Source organism: Paenibacillus sp. J31R98 (genome assembly GCF_056269245.1).
The window spans coordinates 1,457,553-1,477,950 of the sequence record NZ_JBWDNO010000001.1 but is presented as its reverse complement, the minus strand read 5'-3'; the positions used below and the strand labels follow the sequence as shown (position 1 = coordinate 1,477,950).

General features: G+C 45.7%; 17 protein-coding genes and 1 pseudogene. 5 read left to right on the top strand and 13 right to left on the bottom strand.

Annotated features, from left to right (window positions below; genetic code table 11):
- Window positions 1-119 precede the first annotated feature (119 nt).
- Both AC0YNX_RS06600 and AC0YNX_RS06595 read right to left on the bottom strand, forming a co-directional pair.
- A complete protein-coding gene (locus AC0YNX_RS06600; RefSeq protein WP_475814827.1) occupies window positions 120-1,148 on the bottom strand; it encodes an LLM class flavin-dependent oxidoreductase in 1,029 nt (342 codons plus the stop codon).
- 18 nt (window positions 1,149-1,166) lie between these two features.
- Entirely contained in the window at window positions 1,167-2,597 is a 1,431-nt protein-coding gene (locus AC0YNX_RS06595; RefSeq protein ID WP_475814826.1) for an MFS transporter, read from the bottom strand.
- A 312-nt stretch (window positions 2,598-2,909) separates the two neighbouring features.
- Between AC0YNX_RS06595 and AC0YNX_RS06590 the strand changes: the two genes are divergently transcribed.
- The 3 genes from AC0YNX_RS06590 (at window position 2,910) to AC0YNX_RS06580 (ending at window position 5,369) form a co-directional block, all read left to right on the top strand.
- Window positions 2,910-3,518: a TetR/AcrR family transcriptional regulator gene (locus AC0YNX_RS06590; protein ID WP_475814825.1), complete on the top strand. Its 609-nt coding sequence runs from the start codon at window positions 2,910-2,912 to the stop codon at window positions 3,516-3,518.
- Between the two features lie 526 nt (window positions 3,519-4,044).
- Window positions 4,045-4,563 carry a nuclear transport factor 2 family protein gene (locus tag AC0YNX_RS06585; RefSeq protein ID WP_475814824.1) on the top strand — a complete coding sequence of 173 codons (519 nt, stop codon included), beginning with the start codon at window positions 4,045-4,047 and terminating at the stop codon, window positions 4,561-4,563.
- Window positions 4,564-4,841: 278 nt separating this feature from the next.
- Window positions 4,842-5,369, top strand: a complete 528-nt coding sequence (locus AC0YNX_RS06580) for a GNAT family N-acetyltransferase (RefSeq protein ID WP_475814823.1) — start codon at window positions 4,842-4,844, stop codon at window positions 5,367-5,369.
- A 252-nt stretch (window positions 5,370-5,621) separates the two neighbouring features.
- Here the strand turns inward: AC0YNX_RS06580 and AC0YNX_RS06575 are convergent, their stop codons facing one another.
- From AC0YNX_RS06575 to AC0YNX_RS06565, 3 genes are all read right to left on the bottom strand, one after another.
- Window positions 5,622-6,608 (bottom strand): oxidoreductase, encoded by a 987-nt coding sequence (locus AC0YNX_RS06575; RefSeq protein ID WP_475814822.1) that lies wholly within the window; start codon window positions 6,606-6,608, stop codon window positions 5,622-5,624.
- A gap of 164 nt (window positions 6,609-6,772) precedes the next feature.
- Entirely contained in the window at window positions 6,773-8,287 is a 1,515-nt protein-coding gene (locus AC0YNX_RS06570) for an ABC transporter substrate-binding protein (protein ID WP_475814821.1), read from the bottom strand.
- A gap of 105 nt (window positions 8,288-8,392) precedes the next feature.
- Complete coding sequence (locus AC0YNX_RS06565; RefSeq protein ID WP_475814820.1) at window positions 8,393-9,262, bottom strand: alpha/beta fold hydrolase; 870 nt, start codon at window positions 9,260-9,262, stop codon at window positions 8,393-8,395.
- Window positions 9,263-9,500: 238 nt separating this feature from the next.
- Between AC0YNX_RS06565 and AC0YNX_RS06560 the strand changes: the two genes are divergently transcribed.
- A complete protein-coding gene (locus tag AC0YNX_RS06560; protein ID WP_475814819.1) occupies window positions 9,501-10,271 on the top strand; it encodes a class I SAM-dependent methyltransferase in 771 nt (256 codons plus the stop codon).
- Between the two features lie 46 nt (window positions 10,272-10,317).
- Here the strand turns inward: AC0YNX_RS06560 and AC0YNX_RS06555 are convergent, their stop codons facing one another.
- The 8 genes and pseudogenes from AC0YNX_RS06555 to AC0YNX_RS06520 all read right to left on the bottom strand — a co-directional run bounded on the left by AC0YNX_RS06555 (window position 10,318) and on the right by AC0YNX_RS06520 (window position 19,432).
- Complete coding sequence (locus AC0YNX_RS06555) at window positions 10,318-12,843, bottom strand: ABC transporter permease (RefSeq protein ID WP_475814818.1); 2,526 nt, start codon at window positions 12,841-12,843, stop codon at window positions 10,318-10,320.
- A gap of 53 nt (window positions 12,844-12,896) precedes the next feature.
- Complete coding sequence (locus AC0YNX_RS06550; RefSeq protein ID WP_475814817.1) at window positions 12,897-13,580, bottom strand: ABC transporter ATP-binding protein; 684 nt, start codon at window positions 13,578-13,580, stop codon at window positions 12,897-12,899.
- 98 nt (window positions 13,581-13,678) lie between these two features.
- Window positions 13,679-14,680, bottom strand: coding sequence for a sensor histidine kinase (locus AC0YNX_RS06545; RefSeq protein ID WP_475815196.1), 1,002 nt, complete (start codon window positions 14,678-14,680; stop codon window positions 13,679-13,681).
- Window position 14,681: 1 nt separating this feature from the next.
- Window positions 14,682-15,365, bottom strand: coding sequence for a response regulator transcription factor (locus AC0YNX_RS06540; protein WP_475814816.1), 684 nt, complete (start codon window positions 15,363-15,365; stop codon window positions 14,682-14,684).
- Window positions 15,366-15,511: 146 nt separating this feature from the next.
- Complete coding sequence (locus AC0YNX_RS06535) at window positions 15,512-16,939, bottom strand: VanZ family protein (RefSeq protein ID WP_475814815.1); 1,428 nt, start codon at window positions 16,937-16,939, stop codon at window positions 15,512-15,514.
- 207 nt (window positions 16,940-17,146) lie between these two features.
- Window positions 17,147-17,446 carry a Dabb family protein gene (locus AC0YNX_RS06530; RefSeq protein ID WP_475814814.1) on the bottom strand — a complete coding sequence of 100 codons (300 nt, stop codon included), beginning with the start codon at window positions 17,444-17,446 and terminating at the stop codon, window positions 17,147-17,149.
- Between the two features lie 108 nt (window positions 17,447-17,554).
- Window positions 17,555-17,988: pseudogene (locus AC0YNX_RS06525) on the bottom strand (cupin domain-containing protein).
- Between the two features lie 19 nt (window positions 17,989-18,007).
- On the bottom strand, window positions 18,008-19,432 hold the full coding sequence (locus tag AC0YNX_RS06520) for an MFS transporter (protein ID WP_475814813.1): 1,425 nt from the start codon (window positions 19,430-19,432) through the stop codon (window positions 18,008-18,010).
- A 440-nt stretch (window positions 19,433-19,872) separates the two neighbouring features.
- On the opposite strand from AC0YNX_RS06520, the gene AC0YNX_RS06515 reads away from it, so the two are divergent.
- Window positions 19,873-20,202, top strand: a complete 330-nt coding sequence (locus AC0YNX_RS06515; RefSeq protein ID WP_475814812.1) for a winged helix-turn-helix transcriptional regulator — start codon at window positions 19,873-19,875, stop codon at window positions 20,200-20,202.
- The last annotated feature ends 196 nt before the right edge of the window (window positions 20,203-20,398 follow it).

Here is a 20,398-nt window from a genome sequence, read left to right as displayed (position 1 = left end):
TATTAAATAAGCTTTAGAAAATTAAAGTCGAGGTAACCCTACAAAATAGCCATGATTGGCTATTGGTTTGTAGCATGCTTTGGAATTACTCCAATTAGCAGAAGAGCAAACTTTAGCTCTTACTCATTTGTGCTATTCGGCTGCAGCAACTCTGCAATAATTTCAAAATTGCGTAGACGATCTGTATGTCTGTACATCTGTGTCGTAAGAATGATCTCATTGGCTGACGTTTCCTGCAATAATTTCTCCATGCGATTCCTTATCGTATCTCGATCTCCAATGACGAGTGTGCGGAATAATGGACTATGCTCGATCATTTGAATCTCATCCTTGGTAGCGACTTGGTTCATATCTTGAACCGGAGGCTGTATTGGAGCCATTCGTCCTTTGTAGGAACTCAAAAACAGCTGCTTTTGCGTTGAAGCCAAGTATTGTGCCTGATCAATCGTGTCCGCAATTGTGACATTCATGCTTACCATTACGTAAGGTTCACTTAGGACGCTTGAAGGTTGGAACGACTCCCGGTACAATTTTACTGCCTCTACAGTGTAGTCAGATGAGAAATGACCTGCGAAAGAAAACGGCAAGCCTAAATTCGCAGCAAGTCGGGCATTATAATCGCTGGAGCCTAATAGCCAGATGGGAATTTCAAGTCCATCACCAGGGTATGCGCGAACTTTCGCCGAATCATCGTCATCATTAAAATATCCTCTTAGTTCTTGTAGCATTTTTGAAAAGTCATCTCCGTGTTTTGAGAGTCGTCGAACGGCAGCGAATGCCGCCGAGTCCCCACCAGGCCCGCGTCCGAGGCCGAGATCAATGCGACCGGGATACATCGACTCTAAGGTGCCAAACTGCTCGGCAACCATTAGTGGAGCATGATTGTTCAGCATAATGCCCCCGGATCCGACTCGAATTCGTTCGGTTGCAGCCGCGATATGGCCGATTACTAGAGATGTTGCCGCGCTTGCCACGGAAGGCATATTGTGGTGCTCAGTAAACCAGATTCGGTTATAACCCCAATCTTCGGCTTTTTGCGCCAATTCAACGCTTTCTAAGAATGATTTCCGTGCTGTTCCGCCGGCTGAAATGTTGCTCGTGTCAAGAATGGATAATGGAACCCCTTGAAACGTTTTAATAGCTGTCATTTGAACCCTCTCCTTTTTTTATATATGCGCCGCTTGATGAGCCGTATCGGTATCGGTATTTTTGTTTTTACCTTTGCTGCTCACGAAACCTAAGAGCATTGCGGCAATTGCGAAAAAGCCGCTTACGATTAGTGCCGTATGGAACCCAGCTATCATGGATTGATTAGCCGATGCATGATGAGATGCTGTAACCGAAGTCGCGATGCTAGCCAGAATGGACAAGCCTAGACTGCCCCCCAACTGAATGAACGTATTTACAATTCCGCCTGCAATACCGTGTTCTTCAGGTTTAACATCCTGAACCGAACCTACGATTACGGCCGTATACGACGCCCCGATCGACAAACCGAGTACAATAAACGCAGGAAGAATAAATGACCCATAATGTTTATCCATGCTCATCGTACTGAGCCAAAACATCCCGATCGCATTGATGGCCTGAGTGACAATCAACACTTTTTTTGCACCGAACTTACGCAAGAAAATCGGTGTGATTTGTGTAACGATAATCGATGTCAAACCGAGTGGCAAGAAAGCCAAACCGTTTTCCAATGCCGAGAAGCCGAGCGCATGGAAGTACAACGTAGAGAAATAGTTGAACCCCGTCAAGTACGAAAACATCAAAAACCCGATAATATTGGATATGGCCAGCGAACGGAATTTGAAAAGACGAAGCGGCATCAATGGATTTTTTACGATTTTTTCGATCAAAATAAACAGGACCAGTACCGCTATCCCTATAATCAACATGGTGATTTTCGCTGCGGACCAACTACCGCCGACGTCAGGCATCGAAATGCCATAGACCAGAATGAAGATCCCTGCCAATACCATAAGCAAACCGAGCCAATCCATCGATTGTTTTACCGACTTAGGCGAAGGAGTCATTTTAACGAAAAGCAAACCTAGAATGAGCAAAATTCCCATCGGAACGTTCAGGTAGAATAAGGATCTCCAGCCTGCCGTCTCCGTCAATAAACCGCCTAAAATCGATCCGGAAGCCGCCCCAGCAGATGCTAAAGCGCCGAAAATCCCAAAGGCTTTGTTCCGCTGCGGTCCGGCCGGCAAATTGTTACTGATTAGCGACATCGCCGCCGGAACCGAAAGCGCCGATCCAATACCTTGAATCGCTCTGCTTGTAATCAGCCAAACCGGATTCATCGCTAATGCTCCTGCGAGCGAAGCAAGTGCGAAGATGGAGAGACCGATCACCAACATTCGTTTTCTCCCAAACAAATCGCTCGCGCGTCCCCCAATCATCAAGAATGTAGCAAAGGTAAGCACATACGAAGTAACAATCCATTGTAAATCGTTAGCATTCATATGAAGAGCGCTTTGGATGGACGGCAACGCTACGGTTACGGTAGTTCCATTCATTACTTCGATAAATTGCGCTAAGCTGACAACGATAAGCAAGAACATATTTGCTTTTGAAATGCGATCATCCATTATATTTTCACTCCATAATTTTATTTTTTTGAAAAGCATCTTTTTTCCACTCTTCTTCTATTCTGTATTTGTTGAATGTATAAGGATCGTAGCTATTTTTTTCTATTATTGAATGGATACATGATGCTCCCCCTAATATTTTCCTGCATGATTTTTCCCCCGCTTCCTACTGCTTGATTGACCGTTGAGTTGTGGAGAGTTACTATAAAAATCAAGCAGCAGACATCCGGACTGTGATCCGCTTCGAACAATAACAATATAACCGGACTGCTGTCCGGTTGTCAATATCATTTTGAAGGAGGATTTTTTGTGTTGGAGCGTAATCTACGTAAGGATGCCGAAGTGCGTAGACTGACCATAATTGATAAGGCGGCTAAGTTGTTCGCTGAGTATGGTGTCGAGAACGTTAGTATGCGGCAAATCGCGAGAGAAGCTGGCGTCGGGCAAGGAACCTTGTATAGAAGCTACACGAATAAGAGTGATTTATGCTGGGATTTGATTGGGGAAAGCTGTATTCAAAGTCGAATAAAAATGGATCAATATCTTTCAAAGAATGCTTCGACTTCGTTAAAAGAACGTCTAATTACCGTGCTCGACTTGCACTTGGAATTGTTGGATACCCACTCTGACATCCTTGCTATTATTCAAAACAATCACAATACAGAGACAGGTAGAAATGCATCCTCCAGAGAGGATTATGACTCGATTCATTCCATCCTCATTAAACTGCTCCAGGAGTACAACGAATTGACTGACTATCGTTCCATAGATCCGATTTTTAGTGCGGATGCGATGTTGTCAACGATTAGTGCGGAGGTTTATCTGTTTTTTAAAGAACAACGTGGTTATTCATCCGAGGAAATTAAAACAAACTTTTTCCAGACCTATATTGAAAGGTTATTCTCAAAGCAAACAACTTAAATAGCTTAAGATGATGTACTCGCACATCCTTAGCAAACAGAAAACAAAATTCCCGAAGTCACATATTGTATCGGAAATAATAAAAGTTACCCCTAAAGCGCTATATTAGAGCGACTTAAGGGGTAACTTTTTTGGGCTGAAGTATATTTCCAAGCAATCCTTTTTTGACGAGCAATTTATTACAGCATCCAAAGGGATAGCTTTCTCGATCGATGGAATACTGATGGAATACTGATGTGAGTTACCCAGACAAAAGTTTACTTTTCTAAAGTTACTTTAAATAATTAGCCTTCTTACAATAATAAAAATGAACTGCTATAGTTGTGTCCAAGGGAGCGATACTCCACTCCCCCATCTTGAATGAAAAGAGGTTTTCCTTATGTAGCGCAGAAAAAACTTCATTCACATTTGGATTTGATCCATATGAATATATATTTTAGGCTTAGATCATCTAGTGAAGTGAAAGCTTAATAAGTAAATTTCGAGTATTTAATCGACAAATAATAATAAAAAGGACGTGGATTATATGACAACTCAAGAACTAGTAGCAAAAATTGAAGAACTAGAAGCGAAATTTCAAAGACTGGAAGATATTGAACAAATCAAACAACTTAAAGCGCGGTTTTTTCGGTTTGTTGATGAAAAAAAATGGACAGAATTTGGCGAGCTCTTTACATCAGACGCTAAATTAGTTTCACAAGGTCAAGATTTCTCTCAGCTCGGAGGTGCAGGTTACGGAAAAATGATTGATGACGTTGTTGGTAAGGCACCAACGGTTCACCACGGCCATATGCCTGAAATTGAAATTGTTGATAAGGAAAATGCGAATGGGGTTTGGGCTATGGAGGATTTATTGACTTTCCCTGACGCGGAGAACGCATATCCGGGGCATAACGGGTATGGCCAATACCGTGAAACTTATCGTAAAGAGAATGGTGTTTGGAAAATCAGTAGCACGGTATTAACTCGCTTCCGTATGGACCCTCTAAAAAATTGGGATCCGAATACAGATCCTGTGACCGGACAGCCTGTAACTAATAATTAAATTGTTATCTTAGCAGTTTCCAGTCTGCTTAAGAACGATGTAATCGGGATTGTATCGAAAGAAATGATCTTGTAAAATCCTGCCCGTTAATTTGAGAAACGGCAGCCTTTGCCGGCTGCCGTTTCATTTTGTTATTCGAACTATATTGCCCTTTAGCTCTCAATAAGTACGAAAATATCGATCTACTCCGTATTACTTTCAAAACCGAAACTAGGCCAAAATATACGTAAAGCTTATTGAAAGAAGGAAAATACTTGAACAATAAATCTAAAATTGTGATGAGAGCGTTACAGCCCGAATTGATCGAGGATATAAACATTACAAACGAGCCGTTCAATCTGCTTGGAAGAATTGTTCCCCAGTTGCAGAACGGGGCATGGACCTTCGAGGAGCTCCTATTTGACGAGTCTAAGGAAACCTGCTTCCCAAAGGATCGATTGAACTGGAACGACTACATTAGCCAGGAAAACAAAGCCTTGTTCTTGGCCTATGACGTCGAGGCGTGTGTCGGACATATCCGGATTGTTCGCGATTGGAGCCGATTCGGTTATATCGAGAACATAGCTACGATTCAGGCGTACCGCCGTTCAGGAGTCGGCAAGAAGCTGCTAGACCAGGCAGAAGCATGGGCCAAGGATAAGCAATTGATCGGTTTGTCCCTAGAAGCGCAGGACGACAATCTCGCGGCGTGTCGCTTCTATGCAAAACACGGTTTCGTTCTTGGCGGTGTGGACACACTTAAGCAAACAGGAAATCCAAACATTGGTACGACTCTATATTGGTACAAAATTTTCGGTCAGGAATGAAGTTAGAAGGGCTGACAGTTGGCAGCCCTCCTAATATTTAATATACGTTTTCCGTTTGTTTAATCTTGTGTCATCCTACCAAAAGAAATTTTATTGGGCATATCAAAACGCTTTTGAAAGGGCATCCGTAATCATTTCCATCTCTGTTTCAGAAAGTTTTTCACACTGTGCTGTAATTTCTGATATCAATTCACTCACTTAATAATTCACTCCTCTTGTATTTTTCTACGTTCACTCCCTCATATTCGTCGGTTACATCGCAAACTTTGAACCAATAAGTTGTTCGCTTAACTGCCATAAACGTTCAGCTGCTTCGGGATCCACCGCCCACTCAAATACGCCGGGAGTATGTGGTGTACCCGTCATAACCGCTATGTCTCCGTTCTCGCAGTAAACGCCGCCTTTTCCTTCTAGCTGAGGATGGACTGCGCACCAAATTAATGTGGCTGCCCCTTCTTGAGTTGTTTTAATTTCATCGTTATATTCGCTAAAAGCACGTTCGCCTTGTTCGTTTATCGCACCCATTGCTCGTAATTCATCATCCGTTAAATGACGGGCCAAATCCGTCACGATCGTCCCCGGATGAACAGAAAAAGCGCGTACTCCATGAGGTTCTCCACGCTTGTCCATCGCAACAGCAAATAATGCGTTCGCTGTCTTGGATTTAGCATACGCTAGCCATTTGTCATACTCACGAGTATTGAAGTTAGGATCTTCGAAATCAAAGCTGCTGAGCTGCAGAGCACGAGACGATACAGAAACGATCCTTGCGCCTCTGGCCTTCTTAAGTGCAGGCCATAGCCTTAACACAAGCTGAAAATGTCCCAAATGATTGGTTGCAAGCTGGGACTCGAACCCACGGGCATCGCGAACAATCGGAGTGGCCATTATGCCTGCTGCATTAATTAGCATGTGCAAGGACCGGTCGGAAGAAAGAAAACGTTTTGCAAACTCATCAATAGACTCCGGATCCATGAGTTCTAAGCGTTCCAGCTCCACACCCGGCAATCCTTCAAGTGCCGTCCTGGCTTTTTCCGGAGAGCGAGCAGGTACGATAACCTTTGCCCCTGCGGTTGCAAGGGCTTTGACTGCTTCAAGGCCAAGTCCTGAATAACCCCCAGTTACGATAGCAATCTTACCAGTCAGATCCTGTCCTTCAATTACCATCTGGGCAGTCGTTCTTGGCCCGAATCCGGAGAATATAGGTGTTTGAAGCTCGGAGTTCTTTTGAATTTTCATAGGTGTAACCTCCATGATCTTAGAATTTAAGGGATAATCTAGAGCTATTCGTGCCTCAAGGACTACTATAACAGGTCTATTTTTATTTCATAAGAAGGCACTATTTTTAAATATGCTTTATAAAAATAAAGCTACGTTTTAAAGTTCGAATTATTCAATCGGCGTCAGGTTGTGCCACCTCCATCATTCGTATTCGTGCCGTCAAGCGGACCGGTCGGGTTCGTTATAAATTGCTTCAGGAGGACATCACCTTGCGTTTGCCATGATTTGAGTGCCTCTTCGACGGATTTCTTCTTCTCTAGCACTTCCAGGATCAACGGCTGTGCCAGCTGACGAACCTGGTACAAGCTCGGTTTCTCCTCATAAAGTCTATCGCTGGCCGGATCCTGGGGTACCGGCTTAAGTGAATAGAAAGCTGAGATGTTATAGTTTTTGCCGTCTTTCGGCTTCAAAAACGACTTTCGGGAGACCATCTCGAAGCTGCTGCGGGACTTGAGTTTCGCCCATTCCCTGCTGTTGTTGAAGGCAATGAAATCCCATGCGTCTTCGCCGTTCTGCGCATTCGCATTTATCGCCATGAGATTGTTCAGCATAATGTTCCCGCCGATGCCTGGAACTTCGGCGAACTGCGGCATGGTGACGACATCCCAGTCCACGGTCGAGATTTTTGGGTTCTTGGTTGCGGCGTCATTCGCTTGAGTGAGCTGCGAGACATAGTCGTAGCCGCCGATCGTCATGGCCACGCGACCGTTCATGAATATGTCGCCCTGGAAAGAATCAGTGATGATGACGCTAGCTTTGATGTTGTCTCCGCCTCCGAGATTCAAATCTTCTTGACTCGGTATGATTTTCGACTGATAGAGATCGGCAAAGTCGTTCCATACCTTCTTCCACATCGCCGTATCGACGGACATCTTCTCCGCCTTAGTATCGAACATCTTTAATTGAAGCGGCGCGGCGTAGGTCTGGAGATCCCAGTATGGATCACTATTGTAGTGGTTAAAGGCCAGGCCGAACTTCCGATCCTTGCCTTCTCCTTTCGCGACGAGTTTCGCTAAGTTGAAGATATCCGTCCAGGTCATGTTATCGGTCGGCGGCTCTACGCCCGCATCGATAAACATCTTCTTGTTATAGAACAACGCGGAAGAGGAGAAATTCGGCGACAGTCCATACATACTTCCCCCGCCAGCCTCCTTAATGCCGTCAATGACCGACGGTACGATATCATCGATATCGAATCCTTTCTCCCGAATAATGCTATCGAGCTTTAGAATTAAGTTATCCTGTACGAGACGTTGAAAATTGCCGGCATCCACGATGACAACGTCCGGCGGATTGGTGCCCTTCATCATTTCTGTGACTTTCTCGTAGATGTCAGGTTGCTTCTTATTCGGATCTGGCGTTTCGTAACGCATATCGTCGAAGTTTATGGCGGATACGGTTTCGATGGTTATATTGGGATGCATCAACTCATAGGTGTCGGTGTACTGTTGGCGCATAGATTGATCGGTGCCTGCGCTCGATGTGACAACACCGACTCGCAGCACATGCTGCTTGGCATCGTCGTTACCTGATCCAGTGCTGCAGGCCGACAGACCAGAGGCGATCAGCGCAGTCGACAGCGCCATCGCCGATGCCTTCAATAACTGTTTCTTCTTCGATCTTACTTGTTTCTCCATCTGATTAATCCTCCAATAATATGTGCGGTTCAAGGATGACTAGCGTATCGCAAGAGTATGTGATTTCTGATCTTGTTCTCCTTAACTTGAGCGACTGACCGGCAACTATCTAATGACAAAATCATTTATGGAACTAGAAAATTGTACCGGTTTTTCCACATGTCCCATATGCCCACATTCACTGATGACTACAAGCTGCGACTCTGGAATTGCTGCCGACATCTCGTGTGCCCATCTTGTCCCACAGATGAAGTCATGCTCTCCGACCAAGATGAGCGTTGGGGTCTGGATCGTATTCATGACATCACGCACATCCCAATTCGTTGGTTTTCGATTTGGGTCGATGGTCGCATCTATAGAATCTTTCCAGTCATCGAAATCCTGAGGCATGTCCCAATAGTCACCGAAGTAAGCGGGCAGCAGACTTTGCATGACGCCAAGGAAGGAATCTCTGTCATGGACGGAGATTGCGCCAGTCCCCATGTCCGCCCAAGCCTGCTTTGCTTCTCGGGCTTCCCGCTGGTCCGACCACCGCTGTGCAAAGAGATCCATTTGCTTGGTCGCTTCAATACCCAAATCTTTCCCATTGCACGGCGCTCCGTCATAAACGATCAACCCTGCGAGCTCATTCGGATAATCGAGCGCGTATTGAAGACCCACAAATCCGCCATGCGAATGCCCTAGAAAATAGCCATCCAGTGCCCCTGCGTACTCGAGCACTTTTCGGGAGAAATAAGCGTATTTGGACATACTGTATTCTCCATCCGGCAGCATTCCTGATTGACCTGTTCCAATCGGCTCTATATATATAGTCGTCATAGACTTCTCCAGCAGAGGCATGCGTAAATAGTTCCAATGGAAACCGGGTCCTCCGGGATGGACAAGACAAACGGGTCCACTGCCTGCAACGTGATAGGTCTGCCGTATTCCATCGATTATGATCTCGTGCGTACCGGGTGTTAGTGCTTCGTTCATGAAATTACCTTCTCTCTATCGATATGAATACTTTTTGCTAGGGGTCCACTATATCAGGTATAAATGCTCCTCATAAGAGAGCACTTTTTTTAAATATGCTTTATAAGAATAAAGTGACTCTCTTTGATTCACTAATTGATTCGCCTTATTTACAAAAATAACTAAGCATGCTATGTTTGCATGGAAGGATCACTTATTGAAACTTTGTTTTATACAATGAAACAACAGGGGTGATGGTATGGATAAGAAGGAACAGGTAAAAGCCCAATTTGGAGCTAACGCTTCTAAGTATGTCGCTAGCCCACGTCATGCATCAGGTCAAGATTTGAACCTGCTGCTCGAGTGGTCCCGAGAAGAGAAAGCCACGCAGGCGCTCGATATCGCAACCGGAGGCGGACATTGCGCCTTGGCATTGGCCTCCGTCGTCGGTGAAGTGACCACCCTGGATATTACGACCGAGATGCTGGAAGAAGCGGAAGCTTTTCTTACCGGGAAGGGATGCACGAATATCAAGTACGTCGTCGGGGACGCGGAGAACCTTCCTTTTGTCCAAGAACACTTCGATCTGGTCGCCTGCCGCATCGCCGCTCATCACTTTCCTGACCCCGACAAGTTCGTACAGGAAGTATGGCGCGTATTGAAGCGTGGAGGAAGCTTCATTCTGATGGACAACATCGCTCCGGAAGCGGATCGGATCGACACCCTCTATAATGATATTGAACAACGGCGGGATCCCAGCCACTTCCGCGCTTGGAAGAAAACAGAGTGGATCCGTCGCATCGAACTGACCGGTTTCCAGGTGGAACAACTGTTGCAGACAGGCAAGCCGTTCGAATTCGCTGCCTGGTGCGCTCGAATGAATGTCTCTGAGCAGGTCCAGGAAGCGTTGCAATCGGATATGCTGAACTGGTCAGATTCTGATCAGCAGCAGCTTAAAGTCCGTAGCGAGAACGGCAATCTGCTCAGCTTCGAGGGAAGCTACATGATGTTGAAAGCACGGAAGGCATAAAGCACATACAACCTGGAGCTATTCCCAGTTCCGTCCGAGCTAAACCTCACTGGCTCTCCTGCTTCAAAGCATCGATGATATTGACCTTTTTGACCTTGGAACTTGCGTACAACATCGCTGTACTGATGATGACAAACACTGCAGCGATCATATAAAGCATGCTAATCCATGGAGGGTTAAAACCATAATAGAAACGGTTCATGAATGCTCTATAAATGAGGTACATCATAGAAATCCCAAGTGGCAACCCGTAAACCAGCGATTTGACTCCATAAAAAATGCTTTCGGAATGAAACATCTTATTGATGCCCTTGGACGTCATGCCCATCGATCTAAGCATGGCGATTTCTCTTGTCCTAAGAATCAGGCTGGTCGATATCGTATTAAATATCGTCGCGATTGAAATAATCGTGATTAACGCGACAAACCCGTAAGCGAATACGTTAAACAGCAACATGAGCTGTTGATCCCGCTGTCTGGACTGATATTCGTTCCGCACGAATACATTGCTATCCATCTTTTCGATTTGACGCTGGGTATCCAGCGGATCCTTACTGTCGAGGAACAGGCTCGTGGATTCAACACCGCCGGGACCCTTGAGATGAAGGGATTCCAACACGGCCTCCGACATGACCAGCTTAAGTTTGACGGTGTTCCACGGCTGGGATACGCCTATCGGCACTTGATCCGTCAAGGCTGCAATGCGCACGCTTGAAAGCTTATCGAATCCGAGTGTAATCGAATCCCCCTTCTGAGCAGCTAGGACCCGCGACGCAATGAATTTATTAGATACACGATCCTCGAACGAGGACGTGTCGATAACGATTGCGGACACCTTGTCAGGATTCCGCAAGGACCGGATGTCCGCACCTGTCCTCTTCGCAAAAGCTTGCAGTTGTTCGTCGCTCACGCCATTCACTTCCACCACATACGAATAGTTTCCCGATTGGGTCGGAAAGCCGTTGTAGTCGAACCACTTTCGAACGGCTTCCGGCACGAGCGAGGAAGGAATCAAGCTGTTGAAGGTATAGCGGTGAATGAGACTGAATGCCGTCACATCGCGAAGCGAAACAAACGACTGGACTTGTCTCTTATCCAACGCCGGTCTCTCGACGGAGGGCTCAACTTGCATGTCATAATTGAGGCCGACTTGCGACAGCCGGAATGACTTCTCCAAATTAGCAGTGAAGAACGATACCGTTAAGAAGAGCACAATGCTGCTCATGAGCGATATGACCACGGTTCGGTAGCGACGATGGTTTCTTTTCAGGTTTTTCAAACCTAGTTCAGCTTCAATGCCAAGCAAGTTCCGTACGAGTTTGGAGGTTCTGACGTCTTCGCCCTTCAGTTTGATATCCTTGGTCTGCCTAAGGGCATCGATGGCGGATATGCTGGATGCTCTTCGGGCGGGAACATACGTTGATATCCCGATCGTAATTAGGGAGACCGCACCAGTAATCATGACGGATAATGGCGTAACCACTATCGTGAGATCCTGATCAATACCGAACACGCCACGAATGCTTGCATTCACGCCCTTAAACGTTATCGCCATGCCCGCCAACCCGCACAGGAAGCCCAAAGGAATACTGATTAACCCGATAATTGCTCCTTCAAAGAAAACAGCGTTCCGCTTCTGCCTCTTCGTCGCCCCTACGCTGGATAGCAGGCCCAAATAGCGGGAACGCTCAGAGACGGAAATCGCGAATGCGTTATAAATCAAAACGATGGAACCTGCCATGATAATCCCGACGATGATCACGCTTAATGCTAGCAAGGTTGCATTGGTTTGTGTATTGCTAGTCACGCCCGAATATTGAAGCAAAGGATCGTTAAAACCCACAAGGTTAACGTGAATTTGTTTCGCCAACGCTCTGGCATGCCCGTACAAGGAACGGTCGAGCTTCGTTAGTACTACGCTCGCATCCACTGTATCCGCAGGCCTGATCGTGTTCTCATCCACATAAGTAAGAATCGTATATCCAGGAGCTTCGGCGGGCTCCAAGGCTGGACGGACAATGATGCCCACGATGGTGAAGGTTTCCGGCTTCATGTGGACGAGAGCCTCTACCGATTTCCCACCTTCCATCCGTAAACGGGTGTTTTGCTTCAATACTTCGTGGAGCGCGTTTCCCTTGCTTATATCTTCCCTTTCCCCGACCTGAAGGGAAAGCCTTTCCCCCATCTTGAACGCAACGCCCGCTTTAGTAACAATTTCATCGGAAATGACTACCTCGTTGGGATGTTGGGGAAAGCGGCCTTGCTTGAGCTCGATAGGGAAATCGCTGAAACCAACCGTATTATAGGCTTCGATATACAAGTAAGGCTTATAAGCATTTTGCGAGCCAGACAACGCCGCATAGCCCAGGCTTTCGGTCAGGATGACGTCTTTCGTCTTTTTGTCATTCTCGATCGCCTTTAGTTGATTCCGGGTTACATCATGATACCGCACATGCCACAATCCGTTGTTAGCGATCGCTTGCTTCTTCATCAGTTCCTGGAAAGAAAAAAACAAGGTCGCTACCGCAGTTACCATCGCTACGGAGATCATCACGCCTATGATGGTAACCATCGTTCTCCGCTTATTCTGACGTAAGTGTCTTAAGGTTAATTTACTAACAATATTCATCGCCGGAGAACCTCGTCTTTCGCGATCTTCCCGTCTTCGATGGAAATAATGCGATCTGCCTGTAGGGCAATCCGTTCATCGTGCGTGATAACGATCAAGGTCTGTTTATACGTTCTATTCAGCATTTTCAGCAAATCGACAATTTCACCGCTGTTTTTGCTATCTAGATTGCCCGTCGGTTCATCAGCCAAAATAATTGCTGGATTATTCATAAGCGCCCTGCCGATGGATACGCGCTGCTGCTGACCGCCGGACAGCTGGTTTGGCAGATGGCCCAGTCGCTGTCCAAGCCCTAACAAGCTCACCAATTCGTCGTATTTACGCTTATCGACTTTCTGCTCGTCCAACAGAAGCGGCAGCTGAATGTTTTCCTCCACGGTTAATACAGGAAGCAGGTTATAGAACTGGTAAATCAATCCGATCTGTCTGCGTCTGAAGATAGCCAATTGTGTCTCGTTCAAAGTGTATATATCGATATCTTCAATGAGCACCTTCCCGCTGGTTGGGCAGTCGACGCCTCCCAGCATATGCATCAATGTGGATTTTCCCGAGCCGGACGGACCAACGATGGCGACGAACTCTCCTTTCTCAACTGACAAGGATATTTCATCAAGCGCTTTAACGGCGGTATCCCCTCTTCCATACACTTTGGACAGTTGTTCTATTTTCAATATAGGCATGTAAGCTCCTCCAATCATGAATGAATAGATTTAGTATAGCTGTCCAAAGTGACGGTGGAGTGACTATGAAAGTGACGCTTTGGTCACTTAAACCTCCACTAAATGATTCGCTTGTAGAACCGGATACGGAACTGGGTTCCCTGACCCGGCTCGCTTGTTACGTAGATGTCGCCATTTTGATTCGATATGATGCTGTGAGCCAGTGACAATCCGATCCCTGCGCTGCTTTCCCCCGCGTCCTTCCCTTTATAGAACCGCTTGAAGATAAGCGGAAGTTCTTCCTTTACTATCCCCTTGCCTTGATCTGCGATGACAATCTCCGTGAACAGCGCGTTCTCTGAATAATGAATCATCAGTTCGCCACCTTCCGGCGTATGTTCCACGCAGTTTTTCAATATATTGATCAACGCTTCCGACGTCCAGTTCAAATCACCTGTGAAGGATACGCCTTCCTCACCGGTAATGGATAAGACTTGTCCCTTGATGTCGATCGGAATCAGGACTGGCTGAATGGCTTTCAGGATCAATTCGCTTGCTCTGATACGGTCTGTTCTGAATCCCACGGTGCCTGCATCGATTTTGGATAGTTTTAGCAGAGAGGACACTAACCAGTCTATCCGCTCCAGTTGAACGCTGATTTTGCGGGTGAACTCGATTCGCCTCTCCTCCGGCATATTCGGATCATTCAACAAATCGGTCATAGCCGTCATTGAAGTCAATGGCGTCTTGATCTGATGGGAGATATCCGAAATGGCATTTTTGAGGTAATCTTTATCTTTCAACAACAAAGCGTTCTGTTCGGATAGTCTGACGGTGACTTTGTAAATGTCGTTCTTGAGCAAGCTAAGCTCGCCTTCTTGATTATCTCGAACATCCAACCCGTAATCGCCATTGCTGATTTGCTGCAAGTAGCTCGCCAATCCTGCGAGTTGCTTATATCTCCATTTCGTAAATATGAGGGAATAGAAAATAAGAAGCGCAGCGGCCAAGAGAACGATCACCGAAGCTACAGTAGACAAAAAAGCTGCTACTGCAGCTAAACTTAGACCGGTAAATGACATCGCCATCACCAAAATCCGAATTTCACGGTTTCGCAGTATTTCAATCACCCGCCTTATAACCTAAACCCCGAATCGTTCTTATGATTACAGGCTCTTTAGGGTCATCTTCGAGCTTCTCCCGCAGGCGCTTGATATAGACGGTTAACGTATTGTCGTTCACAAATTCCCCCGCAATGTCCCAGATCTGTTCCAGTAGTTGATTCCTGGAAAGCACCTGCCCTAAATGATTTACGAAAATGAGCAGCAACCGATACTCCAGAGCCGTTAACTGAATTTCCCCGCCTTGTTTATATACTTTACCCTCCAAGGGGTTTACTCGAATGTCGCCAAGTTCAATAACACTTTTACTTTGGGGAAGCTTCTGGTATCGGCGCATCACGGTCTTGATCCTCGAGATGAGCTCCCTTACCCGGAAGGGCTTGGTGATATAATCGTCCCCTCCCATATCAAGCCCCATGACCACGTTCACTTCATCGTCTAAGGCTGTTAGGAAGATCACCGGAATATCCCGCTCCGCCTTGACTATTCGGCATAGCTCATAGCCGTTTCCATCAGGAAGCGTCACATCGAACAAACAGAGTGCCAGCTCTCCTGCATGTTGCTTTATTGCATCCTTAGCCGAAGCGACGTCTAAGCAAAGCACGGTCTGGAAATGCTCCTGCTGAAGGGAATATTCTAAAGCGGTGGTAATCGTCTTATCATCCTCAACCACTAAAATTTTCATGATTCGCACCTATCTCCTTTTGTAGCATTATGATTACAAAACCGAATACGCATTCAGCTTCCTCAACTGGATTACGTGGATCTCGATAAATGAAAAGAAGGCCTTGAGGTTAAATCTCTTGGCCTTATTGTCATATTTGGGGAATATTATACACGAGCCGGGATCTGGCAATAAAATGCATGCTCGTGATCATTGATATAGCCTTTGAATTCATACACTGGCTGATAAAATCCTTTGGTATCGTACACATAGGTCAGTCCGTACCCATTCACAACAAGCTTGTCACCCTTGTGAAATGAAGCGTACATATAAAAATTACCGGCTTGAATTTGCTCAAACGCCTGTTTAGGAGAGATGATCTCCAACTTGCGTTCAAATTTGTTCCAAATCATTTGATTAAATAAATCACTCAAAGTACCATCCTTAGCGAACTGCTCCATAATCATGCCAGAAACAAAATCATTTTCCTTATGAGCGAGATCCTCAGGTGTCTTCGCGTCCCACCGTAAAATGTTCTTGTCCTGCACGCTGAATATAGCCTTGGCAGGCAAAAGACCGTTGTGTGAAGACCATTGCTCCGTGTCTTCCCTTAGTAGGGTTACCTGATTTTCCGAGAGATTTACCCCTTCGTCCCCCGTACTGAAGTGCCACCCGCCATCCTTTATCCCATAATTCAAGTCGGCTTGCCGGCCGTTCGATGTTGTGCCCCTAAATATACGATTGTCGTCGCCTCCTCGGCGAATTGCTCCGGAGAAATTCACAGTAAATTTCTTCGATAACTGCTCTGCAATATCTTTGCCTCGTTGCAAATGATTGGCGTAGATATTCCGGTAAACCGACGCCATACCTGTGTCCTCAGACAAGAGCATTTTATTTACAATCGTCACTGCATCCATATTCTGCTTCGATCCGGGGAGGATTGGCATGTTCCCAAATTCCTGCGTTTGATACTTCATTATTGCTCCGCCAATCAGAGCACCGAACAACGCGGGAATCATTACACCAAGCAGAACTGATTTGATCACAACGCGCTTCTGCCTGATACAGACCAGGATCGCCATGACGAAGAAGTACCCAGCCAGACCTCCTGCTAAATTGTGGAAAATGTCATCCAGTTCAAAAATGCCTTTCCCGGTAATGAGCTGAATACTCTCAATGCCGGCAGTCGTTAACAGAGTAACAAGACAAGTTATCCAAAATGCTTGTGCTTTGCGCATGAGCAGCGGCAACAGCAAGCCCAAAGGAACGAACATTAGTATATTGAATAGAATCAACTGCAGTTCACTAATGGACCATTTATTCCATGCATTCACATAGCCGCTGAGTAAGTCGGCATTGATATCGCCTGTGTAGCTTGCGCCCCGGCTAATTGTTGTTAAGCCCAATACAACTAAAAACCAGCCGACAAGGAGAGTGAGTATGACCCATTGGTTTTTGGACATGCTGCTATTTCCCCGCAAGACTTTTTTATAGATTAAATAGCTGCCGACCAGCAGCACAAGGATACCTAGGCATCCTATCGTGGCCATGAATGCCCATTTAAGTAATTCAGAAGAGATCGTAATTAAGTCCATATAGCCATCATTCTCCCTATTCTTTTTGCCTTGCTCTTTTCTTGTCATTACTGAGAATTATACGTTCCGACAGTGACTATTAAGTGACTTCTATGTTACTAAATAGTCACTTCAATAGATTGAAGTGAAACAATATGGACTCTTTCCGATTAAATAAAACAACCCCCGTCAAGGGGGTTGTAATTTTGATTGTGCTTATGAGTGGGGTCAATAATCGTAATCGATCACCATGGCACGCGTGGCCTCCCGTTTCCAACGATTCTCCTCAAATTCGTCATGCAACGGATGGGCCGCATACGCCGCATACTCCTCCTGGCTGTCGAATACCATAGAAATTCCGTAATCCATATGGTTATTTGCTTTTAGCTTGAAAGCACGGAATTGCTTTACGCCTGGGATCATAGTCAGTTGCTGCTCTGCATCGCGCATGAAGGCCTCGGCAGCCTCAGAACCGGCTTCATGTTTAAGGCTAAAAATAATCATATGATGAATGTTCGTTTTTTCCATTTGTGTGTTCTCCTCTATTCGGACAAACAAAAAATCGATGAAAAGGACAATTTCGAATTCAAGTTTATCTGCGTTGTTGTTATGCTTTGATTTGTAAGAACCGAAAAACTAAATTAAGAAGCGGACTGCAACGATTTTACGGTTTCCATCAGTCTGAAGAAATGCGGTTTCGATTCCGGAACGAAAAGAACGTCGCCTACGTCAAGCTCAACATCGAAGTATCCGACATCTTCCGAACCCTTTATAATAAGAATCCCTTTTCCGGCAGTCATTGCTCGAATTTCGTCTTCGACATGCGTATTCATCGCTGCCGACTTTTGAAGCAGTTCGTCTAGATTTGGCATGGCTGTGGATAAGGTGATGACGACGGCGAGAATTTTCAGCCTCTCTTCATCGCTTAGCACGAACTTTTCTTTGAGTACATCAGGCAACTCGTCTGTATCCCAGTACTTGTACAAGACGGACTGCCTGTCTAGGAAAGCAATTACTTTCTCTTCGGCTTCAATGCGCTCATTTGTATTGCGAATGCGAATTCGTGCCATGTGCATTCCCTCTCCCTTTTTAAACATGCAACTCTTGAGGAACGGCATCCGTAATCTCACTCTTGCCGCCGTTCATGAACGCAAGAATCAACGCAGCGATTGCAAAACATCCGCTTACGATTAATGCCGTATGGAAGCCCGATAACATGGCCTGATTTGCAGATTCATTCATTGCCGAAGCGGTAACCGTCGTCGCGATGGTTGCCAATATAGACAAGCCCAAGCTCCCCCCGAGCTGCAGGAACGTGTTCACGATTCCGCCGGCAATTCCGTGCTCTTCAGGATTCACATCCTGCACGGAACCTGCGATAACGGCTGTAAAGGACGCGCCGATCGACAAACCGAGCACGATAAAGGCCGGAAGAATAAACGAGACGTAACTTTTATCCATATCCATAGTGCTTAACCAGAACATTCCAATCGCGTTGATCAATTGCGTGACGATCAGGAGTCTTTTTGCCCCGAACTTACGCATGAAGAAAGGCGTGATTTGCGTGACTACGATCGATGCCAAACCAAGTGGCAAGAAAGCCATGCCGGTAGCTAAAGACGAATAACCAAGCTCGTGGAAATACAGCGTCGAGAAATACATGAAGCCGGTCAAATAAGAATACATCAGAAATCCGATGATATTGGACGTGACAAGCGAGCGAAACTTGAACAGACGAAGCGGCATTAACGGATTCTTGGCGAATTTTTCAACCATTATGAACATGCCCACCAGCAATACTCCTGCAATCAACAAGGTAATCTTCGCAGCCGACCAGCTGCCGTCGACATCCGGCATGGAGATGCCATAGACCAGAACGAAGATACCAGCCAGTACGGAAATCAATCCGAACCAGTCGATGGATTGTTTTTCGCCCTTTACTGCAGGACTTACTTTCACGAACATTAATCCGATGATAAGCAAGGTGCCGAGCGGCACGTTCAAATAGAACAACGATCTCCAGCCCACCGAATCCGTTAGCAATCCGCCGACGATCGATCCTCCCGCGGCTCCCGCTGACCCTAAGGCACCGAAAATCCCGAAAGCTTTGTTGCGCTGCGGTCCGACCGGGAAATTGTTACTTATGAGCGACATCGCCGCTGGAATGGAAAGGGCCGCCCCGATTCCTTGAATTGCCCTACTAGCAATCAGCCAGACCGGACCTGTCGCCAAGGCGCCAGCCAGCGAAGATAACGCGAAGATCGCCAAACCTATGATTAATACGCGTTTTCTTCCAAGCAAATCGCTTGCCCGTCCTCCGATCATCAGAAAACAAGCGAACGTCAGCACATAAGAAGTGACGATCCATTGCAAATCGTTCGCCTGCATGTGAAGCGCCGTTTGAATGGAAGGCAGCGCGACGGTTACGGTCGAACCATTCATAACCTCGATAAATTGGGCAAAACAAACAATAATCAACAACAACATATTCGCTTTCGATATACGATCACTCACTATTTCTCACTCCTATAGTTATCTATGATGAATACGAGGAACGATACATTCGCTCGTCCTGTTTAACCTTGATCTTGCAAATTACACATCTGATCTTAGGATCAGCTGCATGCTTAGGGAATGCCCTGAAACGATTTTGCGCAAGATATATCCATAATAAATTATCCTCAATCTGTTGAACGCTATGGTTAATCTGCAAACGGGCTGAAGTGTTCATTCATTTCCCAAAAGGTGTTGGAAAGCTGCAACTCCTGTCGGCCGCTGCGGGCGGTTCGAAAATGGATTTGTAAGCTTTTTTCATTTCTAATTCCTCCAATTGGTTAGTACTACCAGTGACATACAAAACGTTATTTAATATACTAAATTAAAGTAAGTTTACTTTTTAGTCCAATGCTATAAAAGAAAGCGAGTCGATAACATTGAAATGTTCAAATTTTGATATGCCTTGCATTGAATCGATTTCCGAAGTATTGCAATTTCTTTCAGGAAAATGGACTTTTCTAGTCATTACAGAGCTTCTAAAGGAGCCTCAGCGTTTTAATCAATTGAGAAGAAATTTAGGCAACGTGAATACGAAAGGTTTAACAGATACATTACGGAATTTGGAAGAACATCAAATGATCAAACGCAAAGTATTTCCCACCGTTCCAGTGACAGTCGAATATTCAATTACGGAAAAGGGAGAATCCTTCTCGAGCGTATTTACTGAGATTAATCGCTGGAAAACCGAATGGGAATCTTCTGTTCAACCTCAAACGATTGAGGGGTAATGAATCTGCTCGTATTTTGTAATCCGCCCGACTCATCCACCTCCACCTCATTACAGAATCTATCGCTTTCTCCAGTTTCCTCCTGCTTAACAGGAACCTTCTATATACATCTCCGAGTGATTCTCTTCCATTAGCGGATCCTACTCGAATTTCGATATATGTTGTTTGCCTACATATGCAACCTTCTTCTCATTAG

Bases quoted from the DNA above. Each gene is read 5' to 3' on its own strand.
- AC0YNX_RS06555 (WP_475814818.1), bottom strand. From the start codon at position 12,843: ATGGTTACCATCATAGGCGTGATGATCTCCGTAGCGATGGTAACTGCG.
- AC0YNX_RS06585 (WP_475814824.1), top strand. From the start codon at position 4,045: ATGACAACTCAAGAACTAGTAGCAAAAATTGAAGAACTAGAAGCGAAA.
- AC0YNX_RS06550 (WP_475814817.1), bottom strand. From the start codon at position 13,580: ATGCCTATATTGAAAATAGAACAACTGTCCAAAGTGTATGGAAGAGGG.
- AC0YNX_RS06575 (WP_475814822.1), bottom strand. From the start codon at position 6,608: ATGAAAATTCAAAAGAACTCCGAGCTTCAAACACCTATATTCTCCGGA.
- AC0YNX_RS06535 (WP_475814815.1), bottom strand. From the start codon at position 16,939: ATGGACTTAATTACGATCTCTTCTGAATTACTTAAATGGGCATTCATG.
- AC0YNX_RS06570 (WP_475814821.1), bottom strand. From the start codon at position 8,287: ATGGAGAAACAAGTAAGATCGAAGAAGAAACAGTTATTGAAGGCATCG.
- AC0YNX_RS06595 (WP_475814826.1), bottom strand. From the start codon at position 2,597: ATGGATGATCGCATTTCAAAAGCAAATATGTTCTTGCTTATCGTTGTC.
- AC0YNX_RS06600 (WP_475814827.1), bottom strand. From the start codon at position 1,148: ATGACAGCTATTAAAACGTTTCAAGGGGTTCCATTATCCATTCTTGAC.
- AC0YNX_RS06580 (WP_475814823.1), top strand. From the start codon at position 4,842: ATGAGAGCGTTACAGCCCGAATTGATCGAGGATATAAACATTACAAAC.
- AC0YNX_RS06515 (WP_475814812.1), top strand. From the start codon at position 19,873: ATGCCTTGCATTGAATCGATTTCCGAAGTATTGCAATTTCTTTCAGGA.
- AC0YNX_RS06530 (WP_475814814.1), bottom strand. From the start codon at position 17,446: ATGGAAAAAACGAACATTCATCATATGATTATTTTTAGCCTTAAACAT.
- AC0YNX_RS06565 (WP_475814820.1), bottom strand. From the start codon at position 9,262: ATGAACGAAGCACTAACACCCGGTACGCACGAGATCATAATCGATGGA.
- AC0YNX_RS06560 (WP_475814819.1), top strand. From the start codon at position 9,501: ATGGATAAGAAGGAACAGGTAAAAGCCCAATTTGGAGCTAACGCTTCT.
- AC0YNX_RS06540 (WP_475814816.1), bottom strand. From the start codon at position 15,365: ATGAAAATTTTAGTGGTTGAGGATGATAAGACGATTACCACCGCTTTA.